This window comes from Streptomyces sp. NBC_00353, assembly GCF_036108815.1.
Classification (GTDB): domain Bacteria; phylum Actinomycetota; class Actinomycetes; order Streptomycetales; family Streptomycetaceae; genus Streptomyces.
In genome coordinates this window covers 729,493-746,429 of the sequence record NZ_CP107985.1, presented here as the reverse complement: position 1 = coordinate 746,429, position 16,937 = coordinate 729,493, and the positions used below count along the sequence as shown (strand labels likewise).

The 16,937-nt window shown below is 67.7% G+C and carries 12 protein-coding genes and 2 pseudogenes; 6 read left to right on the top strand and 8 right to left on the bottom strand.

Translation table 11 applies throughout. The features are described 5' to 3' along the window. The first annotated feature begins 365 nt into the window (after window positions 1-365). From OHA88_RS03520 to OHA88_RS03510, 3 genes and pseudogenes are all read left to right on the top strand, one after another. On the top strand, window positions 366-2,261 hold the full coding sequence (locus OHA88_RS03520; protein ID WP_328624172.1) for an N-acetylmuramoyl-L-alanine amidase: 1,896 nt from the start codon (window positions 366-368) through the stop codon (window positions 2,259-2,261). Between the two features lie 351 nt (window positions 2,262-2,612). Next, window positions 2,613-2,966: pseudogene (locus OHA88_RS03515) on the top strand (IS110 family transposase); the annotation flags it as partial. 931 nt (window positions 2,967-3,897) lie between these two features. Further along, window positions 3,898-4,848, top strand: coding sequence for a sigma-70 family RNA polymerase sigma factor (locus tag OHA88_RS03510; protein ID WP_328629573.1), 951 nt, complete (start codon window positions 3,898-3,900; stop codon window positions 4,846-4,848). Window positions 4,849-5,110: 262 nt separating this feature from the next. On the opposite strand, the gene OHA88_RS03505 is transcribed toward OHA88_RS03510, so the two are convergent. The 7 genes and pseudogenes from OHA88_RS03505 to OHA88_RS03475 all read right to left on the bottom strand — a co-directional run bounded on the left by OHA88_RS03505 (window position 5,111) and on the right by OHA88_RS03475 (window position 11,873). After that, a complete protein-coding gene (locus tag OHA88_RS03505; protein ID WP_328624171.1) occupies window positions 5,111-6,010 on the bottom strand; it encodes an RNA polymerase subunit sigma in 900 nt (299 codons plus the stop codon). 801 nt (window positions 6,011-6,811) lie between these two features. Then, window positions 6,812-7,198 (bottom strand): hypothetical protein, encoded by a 387-nt coding sequence (locus OHA88_RS03500; protein ID WP_328624170.1) that lies wholly within the window; start codon window positions 7,196-7,198, stop codon window positions 6,812-6,814. Between the two features lie 512 nt (window positions 7,199-7,710). Then, window positions 7,711-7,890 carry a hypothetical protein gene (locus tag OHA88_RS03495; protein ID WP_328624169.1) on the bottom strand — a complete coding sequence of 60 codons (180 nt, stop codon included), beginning with the start codon at window positions 7,888-7,890 and terminating at the stop codon, window positions 7,711-7,713. Between the two features lie 286 nt (window positions 7,891-8,176). Beyond that, window positions 8,177-9,877, bottom strand: coding sequence for an L-aspartate oxidase (locus OHA88_RS03490; protein ID WP_328629572.1), 1,701 nt, complete (start codon window positions 9,875-9,877; stop codon window positions 8,177-8,179). A gap of 201 nt (window positions 9,878-10,078) precedes the next feature. Beyond that, window positions 10,079-10,210, bottom strand: coding sequence for a hypothetical protein (locus OHA88_RS03485; protein ID WP_328624168.1), 132 nt, complete (start codon window positions 10,208-10,210; stop codon window positions 10,079-10,081). Window positions 10,211-10,344: 134 nt separating this feature from the next. Next, window positions 10,345-10,613, bottom strand: a pseudogene (locus OHA88_RS03480) (FAD binding domain-containing protein); the annotation flags it as partial. Between the two features lie 843 nt (window positions 10,614-11,456). Continuing rightward, window positions 11,457-11,873 (bottom strand): TOBE domain-containing protein, encoded by a 417-nt coding sequence (locus OHA88_RS03475; protein ID WP_328624167.1) that lies wholly within the window; start codon window positions 11,871-11,873, stop codon window positions 11,457-11,459. Between the two features lie 46 nt (window positions 11,874-11,919). On the opposite strand from OHA88_RS03475, the gene OHA88_RS03470 reads away from it, so the two are divergent. Continuing rightward, complete coding sequence (locus tag OHA88_RS03470) at window positions 11,920-12,855, top strand: LysR family transcriptional regulator (protein WP_328624166.1); 936 nt, start codon at window positions 11,920-11,922, stop codon at window positions 12,853-12,855. Window positions 12,856-12,991: 136 nt separating this feature from the next. After that, the gene (locus tag OHA88_RS03465) at window positions 12,992-14,152 is read left to right on the top strand and encodes an NAD-dependent formate dehydrogenase (RefSeq protein ID WP_328624165.1); all 1,161 of its coding nucleotides are present in this window, start codon (window positions 12,992-12,994) and stop codon (window positions 14,150-14,152) included. A 178-nt stretch (window positions 14,153-14,330) separates the two neighbouring features. Here OHA88_RS03465 and OHA88_RS03460 read toward each other — a convergent pair whose 3' ends face one another. Beyond that, window positions 14,331-15,266, bottom strand: coding sequence for a helix-turn-helix domain-containing protein (locus OHA88_RS03460; RefSeq protein WP_328624164.1), 936 nt, complete (start codon window positions 15,264-15,266; stop codon window positions 14,331-14,333). Window positions 15,267-15,363: 97 nt separating this feature from the next. Between OHA88_RS03460 and OHA88_RS03455 the strand changes: the two genes are divergently transcribed. Continuing rightward, complete coding sequence (locus tag OHA88_RS03455) at window positions 15,364-16,866, top strand: alpha/beta hydrolase (protein WP_328624163.1); 1,503 nt, start codon at window positions 15,364-15,366, stop codon at window positions 16,864-16,866. Window positions 16,867-16,937: the final 71 nt, after the last annotated feature.

Genomic DNA, 16,937 nt, shown 5'->3' with positions numbered 1-16,937 from the left:
GCGGCGACAGTCGACGGACGTTGATCAGAACGGCCGCCAGTCAGAAGTCGGAGCACCCTCAGGGCAGGGCCGATTTGCCCGCCACTCGACATGGCACAACTTCGTTTCAATGTGAATCTTATGTGAGTGGGATATGTCACGCAGGGCCTTTCAGTGCTCTCCAGCGCCGCGAATTTGAGTCGCGCAACCACCACAAGACAGTGTGATCTGTTTGTACAGGGCAAGTGACGCGTCACATCATGTAAAGTCCGCATGCTGGCATTCAACAGCAGGGCTCTGGCGCCCAGTTCGGCCCCCAGCGATGCCATGGCGCATCTAATGGCTACTCAGAGTTCATCACCATCATGTGAAAGCAAGGTATTGCAGTGCACAAGCGCAAGCCGCGGTGGCGGCTGCCACTCACGATCACGGCAGGTGCGCTGGCAGCAGCGAGCGTCACAGCCGTTCCGCTGCTCGCCCAAGCGTCCGCACCGGATAGGCAAACCGCCGGCCGGCAGCAGGCATTCGAGCAGGCCGCAGCCGAGTACGACGTTCCCCTGTCGGTCCTTCTCGGTGTGGCGTACCACGAGTCGGCCTGGGAAGCACACCCCGGTGAACACAGCACCAGCGGCGGCTACGGTCCGATGCATCTGACGGATGTGACGCCCGAGATGATGGCCGGTGGTGACACGGGAGCGGCCGGCCGCGGGGATTTGAAGGAGATGGCTGCCGACCCTTCGCTGCACACCCTCCAGACGGCGGCGAAGCTGACCGGATTGCCGGCCGGGAAGCTGCGCGACAATGAGGTCGCCAACATCCGCGGCGGCGCTGCTCTGCTGGCCTCTTACGCAAAGGCCACGACCGGGCACACGCCGGTGGATCCGGGTCAGTGGTATGCCGCTGTGGCCCGCTACGGCGGCTCCGAGCAGGAGCGCGGGGCAAAGGCGTTCGCCGACCGCGTCTTTGCGACGGTCAAGAAGGGTGTCGGCGAAACAACCCAGGACGGGCAGCAAGTCCGGCTGAACGCCGTCGCAGATGTCCGGCCGGCCACGGGCCAGTTGGCCGGGCTTCATCTGAAAGCGATGGCCGCTGCGGAGACCGAGTGCCCGCCAACACTCGACTGCGCCTTCGTTCCCGCTGCATCTGCCAACGGCCAGGTGTCCAACCGGCCCGCCAACAACATCCGGATTGATTCCATCGTCATCCATGACACCGAGTCGTCCTACGAGTCGGCGATCAATAGCTTCCAGACTCCTGGCGGCGGTTCAGCGCACTACGTGATCCGGTCGTCCGACGGTGCCGTGACCCAAATGGTGCCCACCAAGGACCTCTCCTTCCACGCAGGCAACTACTCGACCAACATGCATTCGATCGGTATCGAGCATGAGGGCTACGCTGCATCCGGAGGCACCTGGTACACCCAGGCCCAGTACGAGACAAGCGCGGAACTCGTTGCGTACCTGGCCGACCGTTTCGACATTCCGCTGGATCGGCAGCACATCATCGGGCACGACAACGTCCCTGGGCCGAATTCTTCCCTCGTCTCCGGCATGCACTGGGACCCGGGTCCGTCCTGGGACTGGGAGCGGTACATGCGTCTTCTCCATGCCCCCGCGGAGGGCATTCACGGCGTCGGGCCGATCGGATCGGCGGTCACCATCACCCCCAGCTTCGCCCGGAATCAGCAGACCGTGCAGGTCTGCCCAACTGACGATCCGACGGGTGACACGCCCGAATGCACTGAACGGCGCCAGCCGTCGAACTTCGTCTACCTGCACACAGCACCCAGCCGCACCGCCCCGCTCTTCGGCGACCAGGCCATTCACACGGACGGTATCGGGACCAACCGGGTCAACGACTGGGGCAGCACTGCGCAGGCAGGGCAACAGTTCGTCGTCGCAGGTCGCCAGGGCGATTGGACAGCCATTTGGTACAGCGGTACCAAGGTGTGGTTCCACAACCCGTACGGACGCAACACAACTCCCGCCCGCGGCGTGACCGTGGTCAAGGCTGCCGGGGATGCACCCGCAGCGGTGTACGGCAGCAGCTACCCGGACAAGGCTGAATATCCCGCCGGGCTGTCGCCCTCCACCCAGGCTCCGCTGAGCTTCTACAGCGTCCCCGCCGGCCAGGCGTATGTCGCGACCAGTGAGGCCGCGGCCACCGACGACTACTTCCCCTCCAGCGGCAGCGTCGTGACCGGCGGCAAAAAGATGTACACCATTCAATACAATCACCGAGTCGGGCTGGTGTACGAGTCCGACGTGACGACAGCGCCCTGATCGTCCGACCGTAAACGTTTGGCCGGCCAGGGCCGACGAGCGACCATCCGGATGCCGGTCAGTCGCCATGGCTCCTTGCCCCGGACGCACCGGTCGAGGCCAGGACGGCGAGGGGGCCCTCCGTCGCCGTCTTCGTGGCTCCGCAATGGCTTCTGGCCTTCGGGTCCGGCACGACTTCCCCCTTGTTGTTGATGATCTTGGGGTGTCACCGGGCCCGAAGGCATCGGCAGAACGCTGGTGAGCGGCTTGGGTACCGGCTTCACCCGAATCGGAAGAGCCTTCCGTAACGCGGATGTGGCAGCTCGGTGCCGTGCGAGGGCCGGACGAAAGCGTGAATGGAGGGGCCTGCACGTGATCGGCACCGGCGATACCGGCGTCTGCCTCGGCCTGGGCGTCGGCAAAGGCGAACACCACGCCACCCTCGCCGGCAGGAGGTTGTTCGGCAAGTGCCCGCCCCAAACCGACCCCAAGCTCCGGGAGCTGTTCGCGAAGCTTCAGGCGAAGCACCGGACCGTGCTCATCGTGGGCGACCAGCCCGCCTCGATCGGGGCTCTACCGCAGGCGGTTGCCCGGGACATGGGTTGTCCCGTCGCCTACCTGTACCTGCCGGGCTGACGACGCGGCGACCCCTACTCGGGTGGGGCCAAGACCGACGCGAAGGACGCGTTCATCATCGCCAATGGCGCTGCCGCGGTGCCTCGCACGCGAGGCCACCCGGGTCGCCAACCGGCTGCACGGCCTGGGTACCGGCTTGGCCTCCAACCCCGATCACACAAACCCACTGGTCACCGACCTTGACCAAACGCGTGGGCCCCCGGGTTCTGGCTGGTAGGCACACGCGGGAGGCCTGCAAGTGGTTGTGCCACAACGTTGCGAGAAGCCTTCCGGCTCCGTCGCCGAGGCCGTCGTCCCATGCTCTCTCGCAGCACGGCACCGGCCCTCCCCGGATCAGGCATGGCGGTCCCCGCAGGCGACTCCACGCCCACAATTATCCGGTTCTGTGCCGTTCCACCCCTTCAGGCGGACTGCAGGCCATGGTCTGCTTGCACCGTGTCACGCACATCCGTGTTGTGGTGACACGCATCGTCGCGATGCAGCCGCTCTTCGGGGGCGAGTCAGTGTCGGTGGCGCGAAAACGCTGCCGCGGGGCTCATTCGGCGCGTGTCGGGACGCGGAGTAGCCCAACCACTGGTCAACATTGTGTCAATGCTTTAATGGCACTGTTGGGGCAGTTCCATGGCCCTGGGCTGGGGACTATGCGCAGCCTGCCACCCATATGAACCTTGTACTTAGAGATGTGATTTGATCCGTTTGGTCGGGTCGTAAGCCCACGAAAGCACTGTGTTGTGCCTGCTACCTGCCACCTTGACGACGGCCGGCAGTACCCCGCTGCCCCGGTCCTGACACATGAACGGGCCGATCCCGTTCATGGGGCGGACTCGATCCGAGCAGCCCCGTGACCATCAGTGGCCACAGCTCCTGCCGCTCCGAAACAAGCCATGCAGCGCGCAACACCCTGCCGCGGTCGCCAGGAGCGCGACCTGGGACCAGTTGCCGGAGCCGTCCGCGACCACGCGATCGCTGCGTGGTCACGCTCCTGAACAGCCGCAACCGGAGGAACGGAGACCGCACGATCATGCATTTCGAGGCGTCCCCCACAGCAAATTCCCTTGAAGAGGCCGTTGCTGTCTTTGTGCAGCACCGGACACGTCTCTTCGGAATTGCCTACCGCGTGCTCGGCAGCGCGGTCGAGGCTGAGGACGTCGTCCAAGAAGCGTGGCTGCGCTGGCAGAAGACCGACCGATCCGTGGTGGTCAGCCCGGTGGCCTTCCTCGCGAGTACGACGACCCGCTTGGCCATCAACGTTGCGCAGTCTGCGCGGGTGCGTCGGGAAACCTATATAGGACCATGGCTGCCTGAGCCCATCGACACAAGCTCCGACCCTGAGGTAGGCGCGCAGCGTGCGGAGGCTCTGGAGCTGGCCCTGCTGCTGGTGTTGGAGAAGTTGAGTCCCACTGAACGTGCCGCATACGTACTGCGCGAGGCGTTCGATTACACCTATCCCGAGATCGCTGACATCCTTCAACTCACCCTCGTCAACGTGCGGAAGATCGTAAGCCGTGCTCGCAAGCATCTGTCGGCCGAGCAGCGGGTGAGCGTGGACGCGGCAGAACACCGACGCCTGCTCAACACCTTCGTATCAGCAGCCCAAACGGGGGACGTGGCCTCGTTGGAAGCCCTCCTCACCATCGATGCAGTCAGTCTTTCCGACGGCAACGGCATCCGGGGGGTCGCTCGTATACCCGTGCTGGGCCGTGCACGCGTGGCCAACCTGGCGACCGCCTATCCGCGGTTCTGGCGTGGCGCGGACCTCAGGTCTGTCGAAGCCAACGGCCGTACAGGCGTGATGATCTACCGAGATGGCGAGCCCACAACGTTCCTGACGATAGCCGCCTCGAAGGAAGGCATCCACAAGCTGATGTGGGTATTCAACGCAAGCAAGATCGCCGCGTTCCTGGATTCGCGCTCCCGCTTCGCAGTGGCTCTCGGCTCTGCGCCGGGGGTCTGTGGCCCCCCGCCAGGATGACGAGGAGGCCTGGGGGAGAACAACGAAGGCTCTCGACTGAGCCTGATGCCGGATCACACGGGCAGGACACGTGATCGATCAGGTCACACGCGCCCTTCTGCGGCGTGGAGTGCCGGTAGGAACAGCTGCCGAGGCGCCACGACCGACCTGACGCTTTCCCGCGGGACGCGGTGTCCGGCCGGCGCACATGATGGCTGCCGTGTTGCCGAAGCAGTCGTGGGGCAGACCTCTCAGGAGTGATCAGGACCAGCGGTCACCCTTGCTATGAGGGGCTCTGGTGTGAGCTGGGGCCGCCAGGAGTGGGGGGCTGGTTCCAGGAATGCAGCTTGTCGGGGTTGAGTACGACCCACACTTGTGCGACGTGGTGGTCGGCGATGTCGAGGCTGATGACGGCGGCGACCTGGTGGTCGTAGCGGGCGACGAGGCCGGTGCGGCCGTTGACGGACTGGGTGGTCAGTGTGGTGCGCGGGTGGCGGGCCAGGAGCGTCAGCAGGCTGTGTGCGACCTGCTGGCTGCCGTGGACCGGCCTGACCAGTGCCCGGACCTTGCCGCCGCCGTCGAAGAACGCCGTGGCGTCCGAGCAGAGGAGCGAGGACAGCAGCCCGGCATCCTCCGTCAGACAGGCTTGGCGGACGGCGCAGGCGAGGGCTTCGTGCTGTTCCGGCGTCGTGGGACGTGAGCGCTGCACCCGCAGGTGCTGGCGCGCCCGGTCGGCGAGTTCGGCGCACTCCGGCTCGGTGCGTCCCACGATGTCGGCGACTGCATCGGGGGGCATTCCGGCGTTCTTGAGCACGAATGCCGCCCGCTCGGCCGGCGACAGGGAATCCAGAGCGTTCAGCAGAACCCAGGTGACCTCCTCTTCCAGCCTCTGCTTCGGCCCCTCCGCATCTTGCGCCTGCGTACGGACACCCCTTCTCCGGCCGACCGCACCCCGGTCGGGCAAGCGGTCCAGACAAATCCCGCCCACGGTCTTCGCAAGCCAGGGTCGGGGCGCCGTGATCTGCCGACGCGCCGCGCCGGACAGCCCGTACCACCGGCGGTAGGTCTCATCGACGACGCTCTCCGCCTCACCGGTGCTGCCCAGCATCCAGTAGGCGATATTCAGCAGATACCGACGCTCGTTGAGCAACTCCGCGATCGGCACCGCGTCAGCGTGGTCCATACGGCATCCATCCTCTCGCACGGCACCACACAACGGGGCCACATGCATCCATCTTGTCGCAGTTCAGGAGGGCTTCAGCGGTATCGGCGGACCGATGGCAGGATGCCACCACGTACGCTCCCTGTGCCCGGGGAGACGGCTGTAGTAGCCGAGGGCTGAGTGCCTGCGCACGGGATACCTCCTCCATTTCTCGGCTTGACCTGTTAGACCGGGCAGGCATGAATCTTGTGACATGAGCTTCCACATCTGATCCCCAAGACTCGGGCACCGTCCTTTCGCCAGGGGCCCTTGGCTGCTGAACGAGGGAACTACGCCATGTATTGGCGCGAACAAGCGGCTTGTCTCCACGAAGACCTTCATCGACCACCCGGAGACCATGCCTGACCAGCGAAAACCTTCCGACCGCGTCCGGTAGGACAACGGCTTCTGACTCACTCGGCGTGGATTGGCGTCCATGGCTTGGGCAATATCTGGGTGGCCGGTGCGGTCTGAGCCGCAGGCCTTGAGCCGTCGGGGATGCCGGCCGCGCAGCAGCGCCGGTGGGGTTCCTTGACCCAAGAGCGCGGGCGGTCGGGGTGGGGATCGACGACAACATGCCGGCTGCGGCGGAGTGAACGAGGTGGAGGGTCATTCGGGAAGCCTCGATCCGGCCTCCGGCCTGCAGTCCCGGTGTACTGATGCTCACCATGCCCTCCTTGAGGTCATCGGTGTCGACGACGAAACCCCCGCATGGCGACTGCGGGAACCAGTGCGCTCAAAGGGAACCATGCGCGACTCCGCGAAAACCCTCGCCTGAACTGATCAGAAACAACGGGTCAGACTGAAACGGCCGATGCCATCCCGATGTATCTGTTGGACTTCGACCTGATCCGCCTCGGCCCGGATCCCGCCCCGGGTCACCCGCTCCGGGTCACTGTTGGCCCGCTTGATGGCCATGGGCACTGCGTGAGTCGTGTCGAAGACCTCATCGACAACGTAGTACAGCCAAACGCGTTGGCAGTCGGTGGTGTGGAACTGTAGGCCCACCAGCCACTTGTCGTGATCCATGAGGCGCGAGCCAGAGGGAACTCGCTCACTGTCTGCAGGATCACGCCCGCTCCAATCAGAGAAGCCGGACCCCAGAACTCTCTCGGCAGCAGCACCGACCGTGGATGCGCCCTGTGCAAGATACGTGTCCGTCTGCGACATGCTGTTTCATCTCCATTCCGACCAGGGCAATCACGTCGGAGTACGGGGTGCCGTCCAGATATAGACATGATTGGGGTGATTTGCTCTTCTGTGTATTTGACCGAGTGGCGGGTCGTTTTGTGACACGTGCAGGCCGGCCTTACGGGCAGACCGACGGCTCATGCGGCCGACTGCTGCCGGTAATCACAGGTGTGTCACCCCCGGCATCCCGCGCACCGGACAGCTCCGACACCGTGCCGTCCTATCGGTTTTTCGTGGTCAGCCGACGAGACGAGCGAGGTGTCGGTTTCGATGACGAGTTGGTCGTTGGCCGAGTGCCGGCAGCTCGTCAACCGCTCAGCGACCTGTCGGCCGCGGGAGGAATCAGCGTGCCGTCCACGATCAGCGGTGTTTCTTCGCTGAGTGAGAGCGGGGCGACCTGCCGCAGCGTCACGTGCGACCCTACGCAGCGGCCAGAACGCGGGCCTTGAGGGGCGGGCGCCGTCAGAGTCCGTCACCGACGGCTGCGTTGCCTATGGCTGCTGAACTGGGGGAAGCTGGTATAGAGCGTTGGAGATGGCTCTCATCCGCTCGTTGAGGTCTACGAGTTTCTGGCGAAGTTCGTTGACGCGGGCCTCCAGGTCGGTGGCTTCGGCGGCTAGCGACATGACTGTGGCCGCGATGTCGATTTGGTTCTCGGTGGATCGGGTCATCGTGTGTCCTTCTGCGGCAGAGACCGGATGAATGTGGCCGCCACGACCCCACGGAGTTATCTGGCGCGTGGGAAGGCCTGCCCTGCCGGAACGGCAGTCGCGGAACCCCAGGGGGGTGCCCGGGAAGTGCTGCCGGCGCATTACGCTCCCTGAGCCCGGCAGCTGATGAGCCGACAGACAGCATCTGTCGCCTGTCGGCAGGGGCCACCCGCAGGACCTACTGCTGCTGCGCGAGCCAGTCGACGAACCGGGTCCCGGCGATGTGCGCGTGCCTGGTTGTGCGAGGTCATTCGGCAAGCTTTCCGTCGGTCGAGACCTCCTCCATCAGGGAGGAAATCTCGTCCGGGATGGCTGGAATGCTTTCGCGGGTGATACCCGCCGTCGGGGACCACACGAGATTGACCTGCAGAGCGGGATCCAAGTCGGGGTAGTCGCTGCGGTTGTGACAGCCACGAGTCTCACGACGCTCCAGTGCGGCTTCGAGGGTGGCCCGGGCGGCCAGGGCGGCGGACTTGAGATCGAAGGCGTGCGCGAGGTCCTGATAGCCGGCGATGTCCGGGTGCACGCCGATGTCCGCCATCCTCTTCTCGATCGCTGTGAGCTCCGCCAGTCCGGCGCGCAGGCCCTCTTCGTCGCGTACGACTCCCGCATGCTCGGTCATGGTGTTGCGGATGGCGCGCTGCAGGGCGCGAACGTTCTCCGGTCCGTCGGCTGCGAGAAGATCGTCGATCTCCGCCCGAGCATGCGCTATCGCCGATGCCGACCGCGGCTGCGCGGTCAGTGACTGCGAGTAGGCGGCGGCTGCCTGGCCTGTGATGCGTCCGAAGACCAGCAGTTCTATGAGGCTGTTCCCACCGAGGCGATTGGCGCCGTGCAGCCCGCTCGACGCTTCCCCGATGGCGTACAGGCCACGGACGTCAGTGCTGTGGTCCTCGGGACGTACCCACACCCCACCCATCGAATAGTGCGCAGTGGGCGCGATCTCGATCGGTTCGCGGGTGATGTCCAGCATCTGCAGGTCCAGAAGAGTCTGGTAGACGCGGGGGAGCCGCGTCATGATCGTCTGCCGTGGCAGGTGGGAGACGTCGAGCCACACGCCTCCCTTGGGGGTCCCCCGCCCTTCCTTGATCTCCGTATAGGCAGCCAGGGCTACGCGGTCGCGGGTGGACAGCTCCATACGGTCAGGGTCGTAGCGAGCCATGAACCGTTCCCCGAGCATGTTGCGCAGGATCCCGCCCTCACCCCGAGCGGCCTCGCTGACCAGGGTGCCGGCCGCGTTCTCCGGCTCGATGATCCCGGAAGGGTGGAACTGGACCAGCTCAGGGTCGCGCAGTCGGGCTCCGGCCTCCACGGCCAGGCGGAAGGAGTCGCCCATGTTCTCGTCGCGCCGTGAGGACGTGCGCCGCCAGATACGGGTATGGCCACCCGCAGCAAGAATGACGGCGTCGGCGTGGATCAGGTAGCGCGTACCGTGCGTGAGGTCGAAGCCGTACGCACCGAAAACGGCGCCATCCTGCACCAGGAGCCGGGTGATGCAGATGCCGTCGAGCACGGGGATATTGAGCTGATCGGCGCGCCTGATGAGCGTGCGCTGGATCTCCAGACCGGTGTAGTCGCCGGCGAAGGCAGTCCGTCGGAACTTGTGCGCCCCGAAGAAGCGCTGGGAGATACGGCCGTCCTCTTCCCTCGCGAAGGCCATGCCGTAGCGTTCCAGGTCGTCGATGCCTCGGGCGGCGCCCTGAGTGACGATCTGGGCGGTGCGAGGGTCGGCGAGCAGATAACTCTCCTTGAGAGTGTCGGCTGCGTGCTGTTGCCAGCTGTCCTCGGGGTCCATGGTGGCCAGGGCTGCGTTGATTCCTCCGGCAGCAAGTGCCGTATGGGCATCCTCCTTGGGGCGCTTGCCGACCGCGAGGACATCGATACCGGCCTCAGCCAGTTCGATTGCTGCTCGCAGCCCAGCACCTCCGGTGCCGATCACCAGCACCATGGTGGAAAGACTCTGTTCAGTGATAGCCACGGTCTACTCCGATCGCCTGGGTTGTCACTCACTACGACCAGGCGATCCCGGGATCTGTGACATCCCTCCGTTGCTGTGCGTCAGTGAGCCCATGGTGGGTGGCGGCGACTGTCAGCACAGAGGGCGAGAGACGGTGTGGGATCCGGCCCACTCTCGCCCCGGGCGGGGGCGTCACGGCAGGTTGCGGCCCAGGGGTACGTCCGGGTCGGAGAGGGGCATATCGGCGACGTCCGATCCGGATGTGATGAGGGACCGGATCAGGTCCATGACATCCCGCATGCCGACATTCATGCCTGCCGGCACGTGGTTCTTCCTGCCATCCGGAAGGCGATGAACTGTCGCTCGGACGGCTCGCGTAGGACGACGCGGTTGCAGCCCTCTGGTTCCGTGCACCCCGTCCAGTGTTCGAGGCCCCCGACGCGGTCCTCCTCGCTCAGGGCCGTGGGGGTGACGCGTGAGCCGGCCGGGACCGTGGCCATGTTGCAGATCTTGAACGTGGCCGGAAGGCACGGCAACACTGCTCGAACAACGGTGCCACCTCGGCTGTGAATCCCTTCGCGAAGCGGGACAGCTGGGCGACCGTGCAGGTCACAGTGATCTCCAGCGAGCCTTCCGGCAGTAGCTCCACCGATGGCCAGCCGGTCCGGCTCAGGTCCACCAGATGCCGCAGGTGCGGCTGCTGCTCGGAGAAGAGATACGTACCGCCGGGCCGGCGCGACTGGTTCACCGCACGGAAACGCCGACTTTTCCCGTGTGCACTCTGGAGGATCAACCAAGAGGTATTCCGCTCATCCCACCTGGCACTTACGATGCGATGACGCGCAGACACCTGGTGAATGCGAGATGCCGATGTCAGACTCCTGGACGCCCTTGAGGGGCGTATGCGGCAGCTGCTGCGAGGGGCCGGAGCGCATGCACGTCGAACACCTGCCGGGGGGAGAGAGAGCCTTGGCCTGCGCCTGTTGTGAGCCGAGGACACGCTGCTGCGGCGGGAGATCACCGGGTGACCGTCACTGACCTGGAGGTCCGTTTCGTACGGTCGGGCGAGGTCGTGCTCAGCGGACTGGTGTGGTGGGCGGCGGAGGGCGGTCAGGGCAGGGCCGAACATGAGGTGGCCGCGATTCTCGGTCGCTGCCAGAAGTCGATCGCCCACCGCCGGGCCGCCGCTGAACAGGCGGCGGACGAAATCGGCGTACTGCTCATCGGAACCGAAGCCGGAGCCGGGGCCGGCACCGGGACCGGCGGCGAGGCCGAGAGCGCCGCCGTGGCAGCTGCGTCGTGGAGCTGTGGGTTCCCGGCCGGGGGCCCGTACCGGGTGATCACCGCGGACGCCTGTGCGCGACAGGCGGGACTGGCGGGACTGGCGGAAGGAGCTCTCGCGGAGGTGGTGGCCCTTGCAGGGACTGGACCCGCAATCCTGGGGCGACTCCCGGACGGCACTACCGCGTCCAGCGCATCGAGCACTTCACCGGCCGGAACCTGTCCAGCCTCGCCGACCGCCTCGACCTGTGAACCGCTCTGCTGTGCCTGGGCACCCCGACGCCGCCGACTACGAACTCACCCGGCGCGGGCGGTCGACGTGCACGCTCGTCGACTTCACGCGCGCGGTGACCGTGACGCCGACGGCGAGGTCCAGTTCCTCGACCGCCTCGCGGGTCACGAGCGACACCACCTGGTGAGGCCCGGCCTGGACCTCGACCCGGGCCACGACGTCGTCCACGGTCAGGGCGGTGACGATGCCTGTGAACGCGTTGCGCACGGAGGTGGGCGGCGCGTCGCCAGGGATACCGTGCACACCACCGAGAGCACGCTCCTTCGCGAACCGGGCCAGCCCCACCCCGTCGATCACCCGGTTCCCCGAGCCATCACGCCCCATCGGCAGCCGACCACTGTCCGCCCACCGGCGCACGGTCTCCGGACTCACCCCCAGCAGGCGCGCGGCCTGCCCAATGCTGTACGTCGGCACACCGAAACCCTAGGCCCTGCCCCGCAGTCTCCCTCGGAGGTCGTGCATGCTGCTGCGTCAGCTGGAATACCTGGTCGCTCTCGCCCGTGAACGCCACTTCGTCCGCGCGGCGGCCGCCTGCTACGTCTCGCAGCCGTCGCTGTCCGCTGCGATCCGCCGTCTCGAACACGAACTCGGCGTACCGATCGTGCGCCGGGGGCGACGGTACGAAGGGCTGACACCGGAGGGCGAGGTGGTGCTGGCGTGGGCGCATCGCCTCCTCGCCGAACGGGACGGGCTGCGGCAGGAGTTGTCGGCGTTACGGGACGGCCTGTCCGGCACCCTGCGCCTGGGCGTGGTCCCGACCGCCCTGCCCACCGCCTCCCTCGTCACGAATCCCTTCTGCGAGCGCCACCCGCGGGCCAGGGTGAGCATCGAGTCGCTGTCCTCGGCCGAGATCACGCACGGGCTGGCCGAGTTCGAGCTGGACGCGGCGATGACGTACCTCGACGACGACACCCGGGGTGGCGGTCTGCGCCGGCTGCCTCTGTACGAGGAGCGGTACGTCCTGCTCACTCCCGTCGACGGCCCGCTCGCCACCGCGCCCACGGCCGGCTGGGCGCAGGCCGCCGCGCTCCCGCTGTGCCTGCTCGGCCCACGTATGCGCAACCGTCGCATCATCGACGAGTGCTTCGCCGCCGACGGCGCCACCGCCGCGCCGACGATCGAGTCGGACAGCGTCGCCGGGCTGTACGCGCACCTGCCCGGTGGCCGCTGGTCCAGCGTGATCTCGCACGCGTGGCTGCACATGTTCGGCGTACCGGACGGCATGCGGGTGGTTCCGCTGGAGGGGCCCGCGCACGGACCGCGGGTCGGGCTGGTCACCGGCCCCGACGACCCACCCTCGGTTCTCGCCGCGGCCCTGCTCACCGTGGCCCGAGCGGCTGACGTACGACAGGCGCTGGACGAGCTCCTGCGCACCTACCTCGACGGACACGGATGACTACGGGCGGACGGCTGGTGGCCGACGGTGATAGCCGTCGGCTATACGGGCATAGCGAGGTTCGCTTTGACCAGGGCGTTCGATCCCGAGGATCGTGAACTTCACCTACTGGCAACGTAGTTGAGGAGCCGTGACCATGGCCAAGGTGCTCTGCGTCCTGTACGACGACCCGACCGCCGGATATCCGACCTCGTACGCCCGTGACGATCTCCCCGTCATCGACCACTACCCCGGTGGCCAGACCACCCCGGCCCCCGAGGCGATCGACTTCACGCCAGGTCGTCTGCTCGGCAGTGTGTCCGGCGAACTCGGTCTGCGTGGCTTTCTGGAGAAGGCCGGGCACACCCTCGTCGTCACCTCGGACAAGGACGGCGCCGGTTCGGTCTTCGACCGGGAGCTGCCCGACGCCGATGTCGTGATCTCGCAGCCGTTCTGGCCCGCGTATCTGACCCCGGAGCGCATCGCCGCCGCCAAGAACCTCAAGCTTGCGATCACCGCCGGCATCGGCTCCGATCACGTCGACCTCGACGCGGCGATCGCGCACGGTGTGACGGTCGCCGAAGTGACGTACAGCAACAGCATCAGCGTCGCCGAGCACGTGGTGATGATGACGCTGTCCCTCGTACGCAACTACTTGCCCTCCCACCAGGTGGTTCTGGACGGCGGGTGGAACATCGCGGACTGCGTGGCCCGGTCGTACGACCTGGAGGGCATGCATGTCGGCACGGTTGCCGCGGGTCGCATCGGGCTGGCCGTACTGCGCCGCCTCGCTCCCTTCGACGTCAAGCTGCACTACACCGACCGGTACCGGCTGCCCGAGGACGTCGAGCGGGAGCTGGGGCTGGTCTTTCATGAGAGCGCAGCGGACATGGTGCCGCACTGCGACGTCGTCACGGTCAACGCGCCGTTGCACCCCGAGACCGAGGGGCTGTTCGGCGACGAGCTGTTGGCCACAATGAAGCGTGGCGCGTATCTGATCAACACGGCCCGGGCGCGCATCGTCGACCGGGACGCCGTCGAACGTGCCCTGCGCAGCGGACAGTTGGCGGGTTACGCGGGCGACGTCTGGTACCCGCAGCCGGCCCCCGCCGACCACCCCTGGCGCACGATGCCGCACCACGGCATGACCCCGCACATCTCCGGGTCCTCGCTCTCCGCGCAGGCCCGGTACGCGGCCGGTACCCGAGAGATCCTGGAGTCCTGGTTCGCGGGCCGTCCGATCCGTGACGAGTACCAGATCGTCGATGGAGGATCCCTGGCCGGAACCGGCGCCCACTCCTACTCGGTGACCCGGTGACCCGGTGACCCGGTGACCCGGTGACCCGGTGACCCGGTGACCCGGTGAATTGGTGAATTGGTTGGAGGCTGCCGCCCGGCCCGCTCAAGCACGGCCGATGCGCACGTTCGTCGACTTCACCCGAGCGGTGGCCTCCATGCCGACCTCCAGAGCGGCCGGCTGAGCGGGTGTGCCCCGCTCAGCCGGCCGCTGCGGCGACGTCGGTGTCCAGCGAGGCCCGCAGCCACTCGTGGGCAGCCCCGAGGGTCGGCTCCGGCGAGCCGGACAGCTCGCCGGTCAGCTCCCAGTACCGGTCGACCATCGGATCGGCGGCCAGCGCCAGCAGCCCGCTGAGCCTGCGGCGGAACTCCGGGCTGTCCCGCAGGCCGCGCGAGTCGGCGTGGGCCGCGACGAAGCAGTCGAGTGCCTGCCCCCGCTTCGGTGCCCGGTTCCCCTTCAGGTCAGCCGCGGCCAGCGTGTACGCATCGAAGAGGCCGTCGTACAGCACGTCGGGGCGGCGGACCTTGTCGGTCCGGTTGCCCGCCTGCCGGCGCGGGTCGATAGCTGGGCAGGGCGCAGTGGCGATGGCGTACAGCCGGGCGAAGGTCAGCACCTGGGCCGGCGTCGGATCCGCCGGTGGCTGCGGTACCGCGTACTCGAGGATCGAGGAGACCAGCCGGGGCGACAGCCGGACGGGCAGGGCTCCCCGCCAGAAGCGCGCCAGCGGCGCCGTGCTGGGTGGGGCGGACACCCTGCCGACCAGCCGCAGGCGGTCGGCGCGCTCCTCGGCCGGGCAGTCCCGGATCAGCTGCAGGGCGGCCTCCCGCCAGCGCAGCGCGGTCAGTTGCGAGCCCAGCTCGCGCAGCTGTCCGTCGATGGCGTCCTCCAGTGCGTCCGCCAGCCCGTCGCCGTGGTCGAGCACCCGGCCCACCTCCGGCACCGGCAGATCGAGGGTGCGCAGCGAGCGGATCAGCCGCAGCCTTTCCAACGCGTCGGGCCCGTACCGCCGGTGCCCGCCGGCACTGCGCGAGGCCTCGGGCAGCAGGCCGCGGTCGGAGTAGAAGCGGACGGTCTTCACGGTGACGCCCGCCTGTTCGGCGAGCTCGCCGATGCTCCACATTCCGTCAGGGGACAAGGCTTGAACCTCCCTCAGGGGGAGTTCCTACCGTACCGGCGAGCGCGGACGACCGGTACGGCCGGCCGCGCGGACCGCGGCACGCAAGGAGGCGATCATGACGGCGTTCGTATTGGTTTCCGGACCTTTCACCGGTGGCTGGATCTGGCGGGAGACCGCCGAACGGCTGCGCGGGTCGGGGGCGGAGGTGCACCCGCTGACCCTCACCGGCCTCGGGGAGCGCCGCCACCTGGCCGGGCCGGGCACCGACCTGGAGACGCACATCGAGGATGTGGTGCAGCTGATCGACCACCTCGACGCGCCGGAGCTGGTGCTGGTCGGCCACGACTACGCCATCCACCCGGTGCTGGGTGCCGCCGATCGCCGCCCGGAGCGGATCAGCCGGGTCGTTCACCTGGACGCCGGCCTGCCGCAGGACGGCGACGCCGCCCTCGTCCCGGACCAGGAAGTCCGCGAGCGGCTGCTGAGCCGGGACGGGGCGGCCGAGCACGACTGGCGGATCCCCGTGCCGAAGCCCGACGAGTGGCATCGCTGGGGCAGCACCACCGGCCTCCCGGCGGAGGCGCTGGCCCGGCTGGACCGCTACGCCGCGCCGCATCCGTCCGGCACTCTCGTTCAGTCGCTGCGGCTGAGCGGGGCGCTCGCCGGACTGCCCACCACTGGCGTCTTCTGCACCGCCGGCGGGGTGACCATCGCCATGGTCGAGACGCTGGTTCGGAGCGGACCGCCGCAGTTCCGGGCGCTCGCCGACCCCCAGGTCACCTTCTTCGAACTCGCCACCGGGCACTGGCCGATGCTCTCCACCCCTGACGAGCTGGCCACTGTTCTGCTCCGGGCGGCCGCCGGCGAGGGGCACCGGATCACCGCGAGCGGCGACGAACAGCCCTTCTACCTCAAGCCCTTCGTACTGGACGTCCCCGAGCGGCCGCGCGAGCGGATCGGTTCGGTCGACCTCCACCTGCCGGACGCGGACGGACCCCGGCCCGCCGTCGTGTTCGTTCACGGCGGCCCCGTCGCAGCCGAGCTGCGGCCCACCCCGCGGGACTGGCCGGTCTACACCGGCCACGCCCGGTACGCGGCGAGTCGGGGCGCCGTCGGCGTGACCGTCGACCACGGCCTGTACGCCCTCACCGACTACGCGCAGGCCGCCGAGGACATCGCCGCGGCCGTCGAACTCGTCCGGGCCGACCCGCGGGTGGATGCCGACCGCATCGCCCTGTGGTTCTTCTCCGCCGGCGGGCTGCTCGCCACCGACTGGCTCGCCGCGCCACCGCCGTGGCTGCGCTGCGTCGCCGCGAACTACCCGGTCCTCGCGCCGCCCCCCGGATGGAACGCCGTCGACGCGCGGTTCCGCCCCATGGCCGCGGTGCGGACAGCCGGGGAGCTGCCGATCGTCCTCACCCGGGCCGGCCTGGAGCACGCCGAATTCGCGGCCACCGTCGAGGAGTTCCTGGCCGCCGCCAAGGCCGCCGAAGCCCGGATCGAGATCATCGACGTCCCGGCCGGCCACCACGGCTTCGACGCGGCCGACCACACCGACGACTCCCGCCATGCCGTGGCAGCCGCCCACGACGCAGTCCTGGCCCACCTCCAGGCCTGACCGCTACGTGAGGAGATCGACCGGTAGCACACCGACACGCACGGCGCCTCGATCGTCGGGTTCGCCTTCGC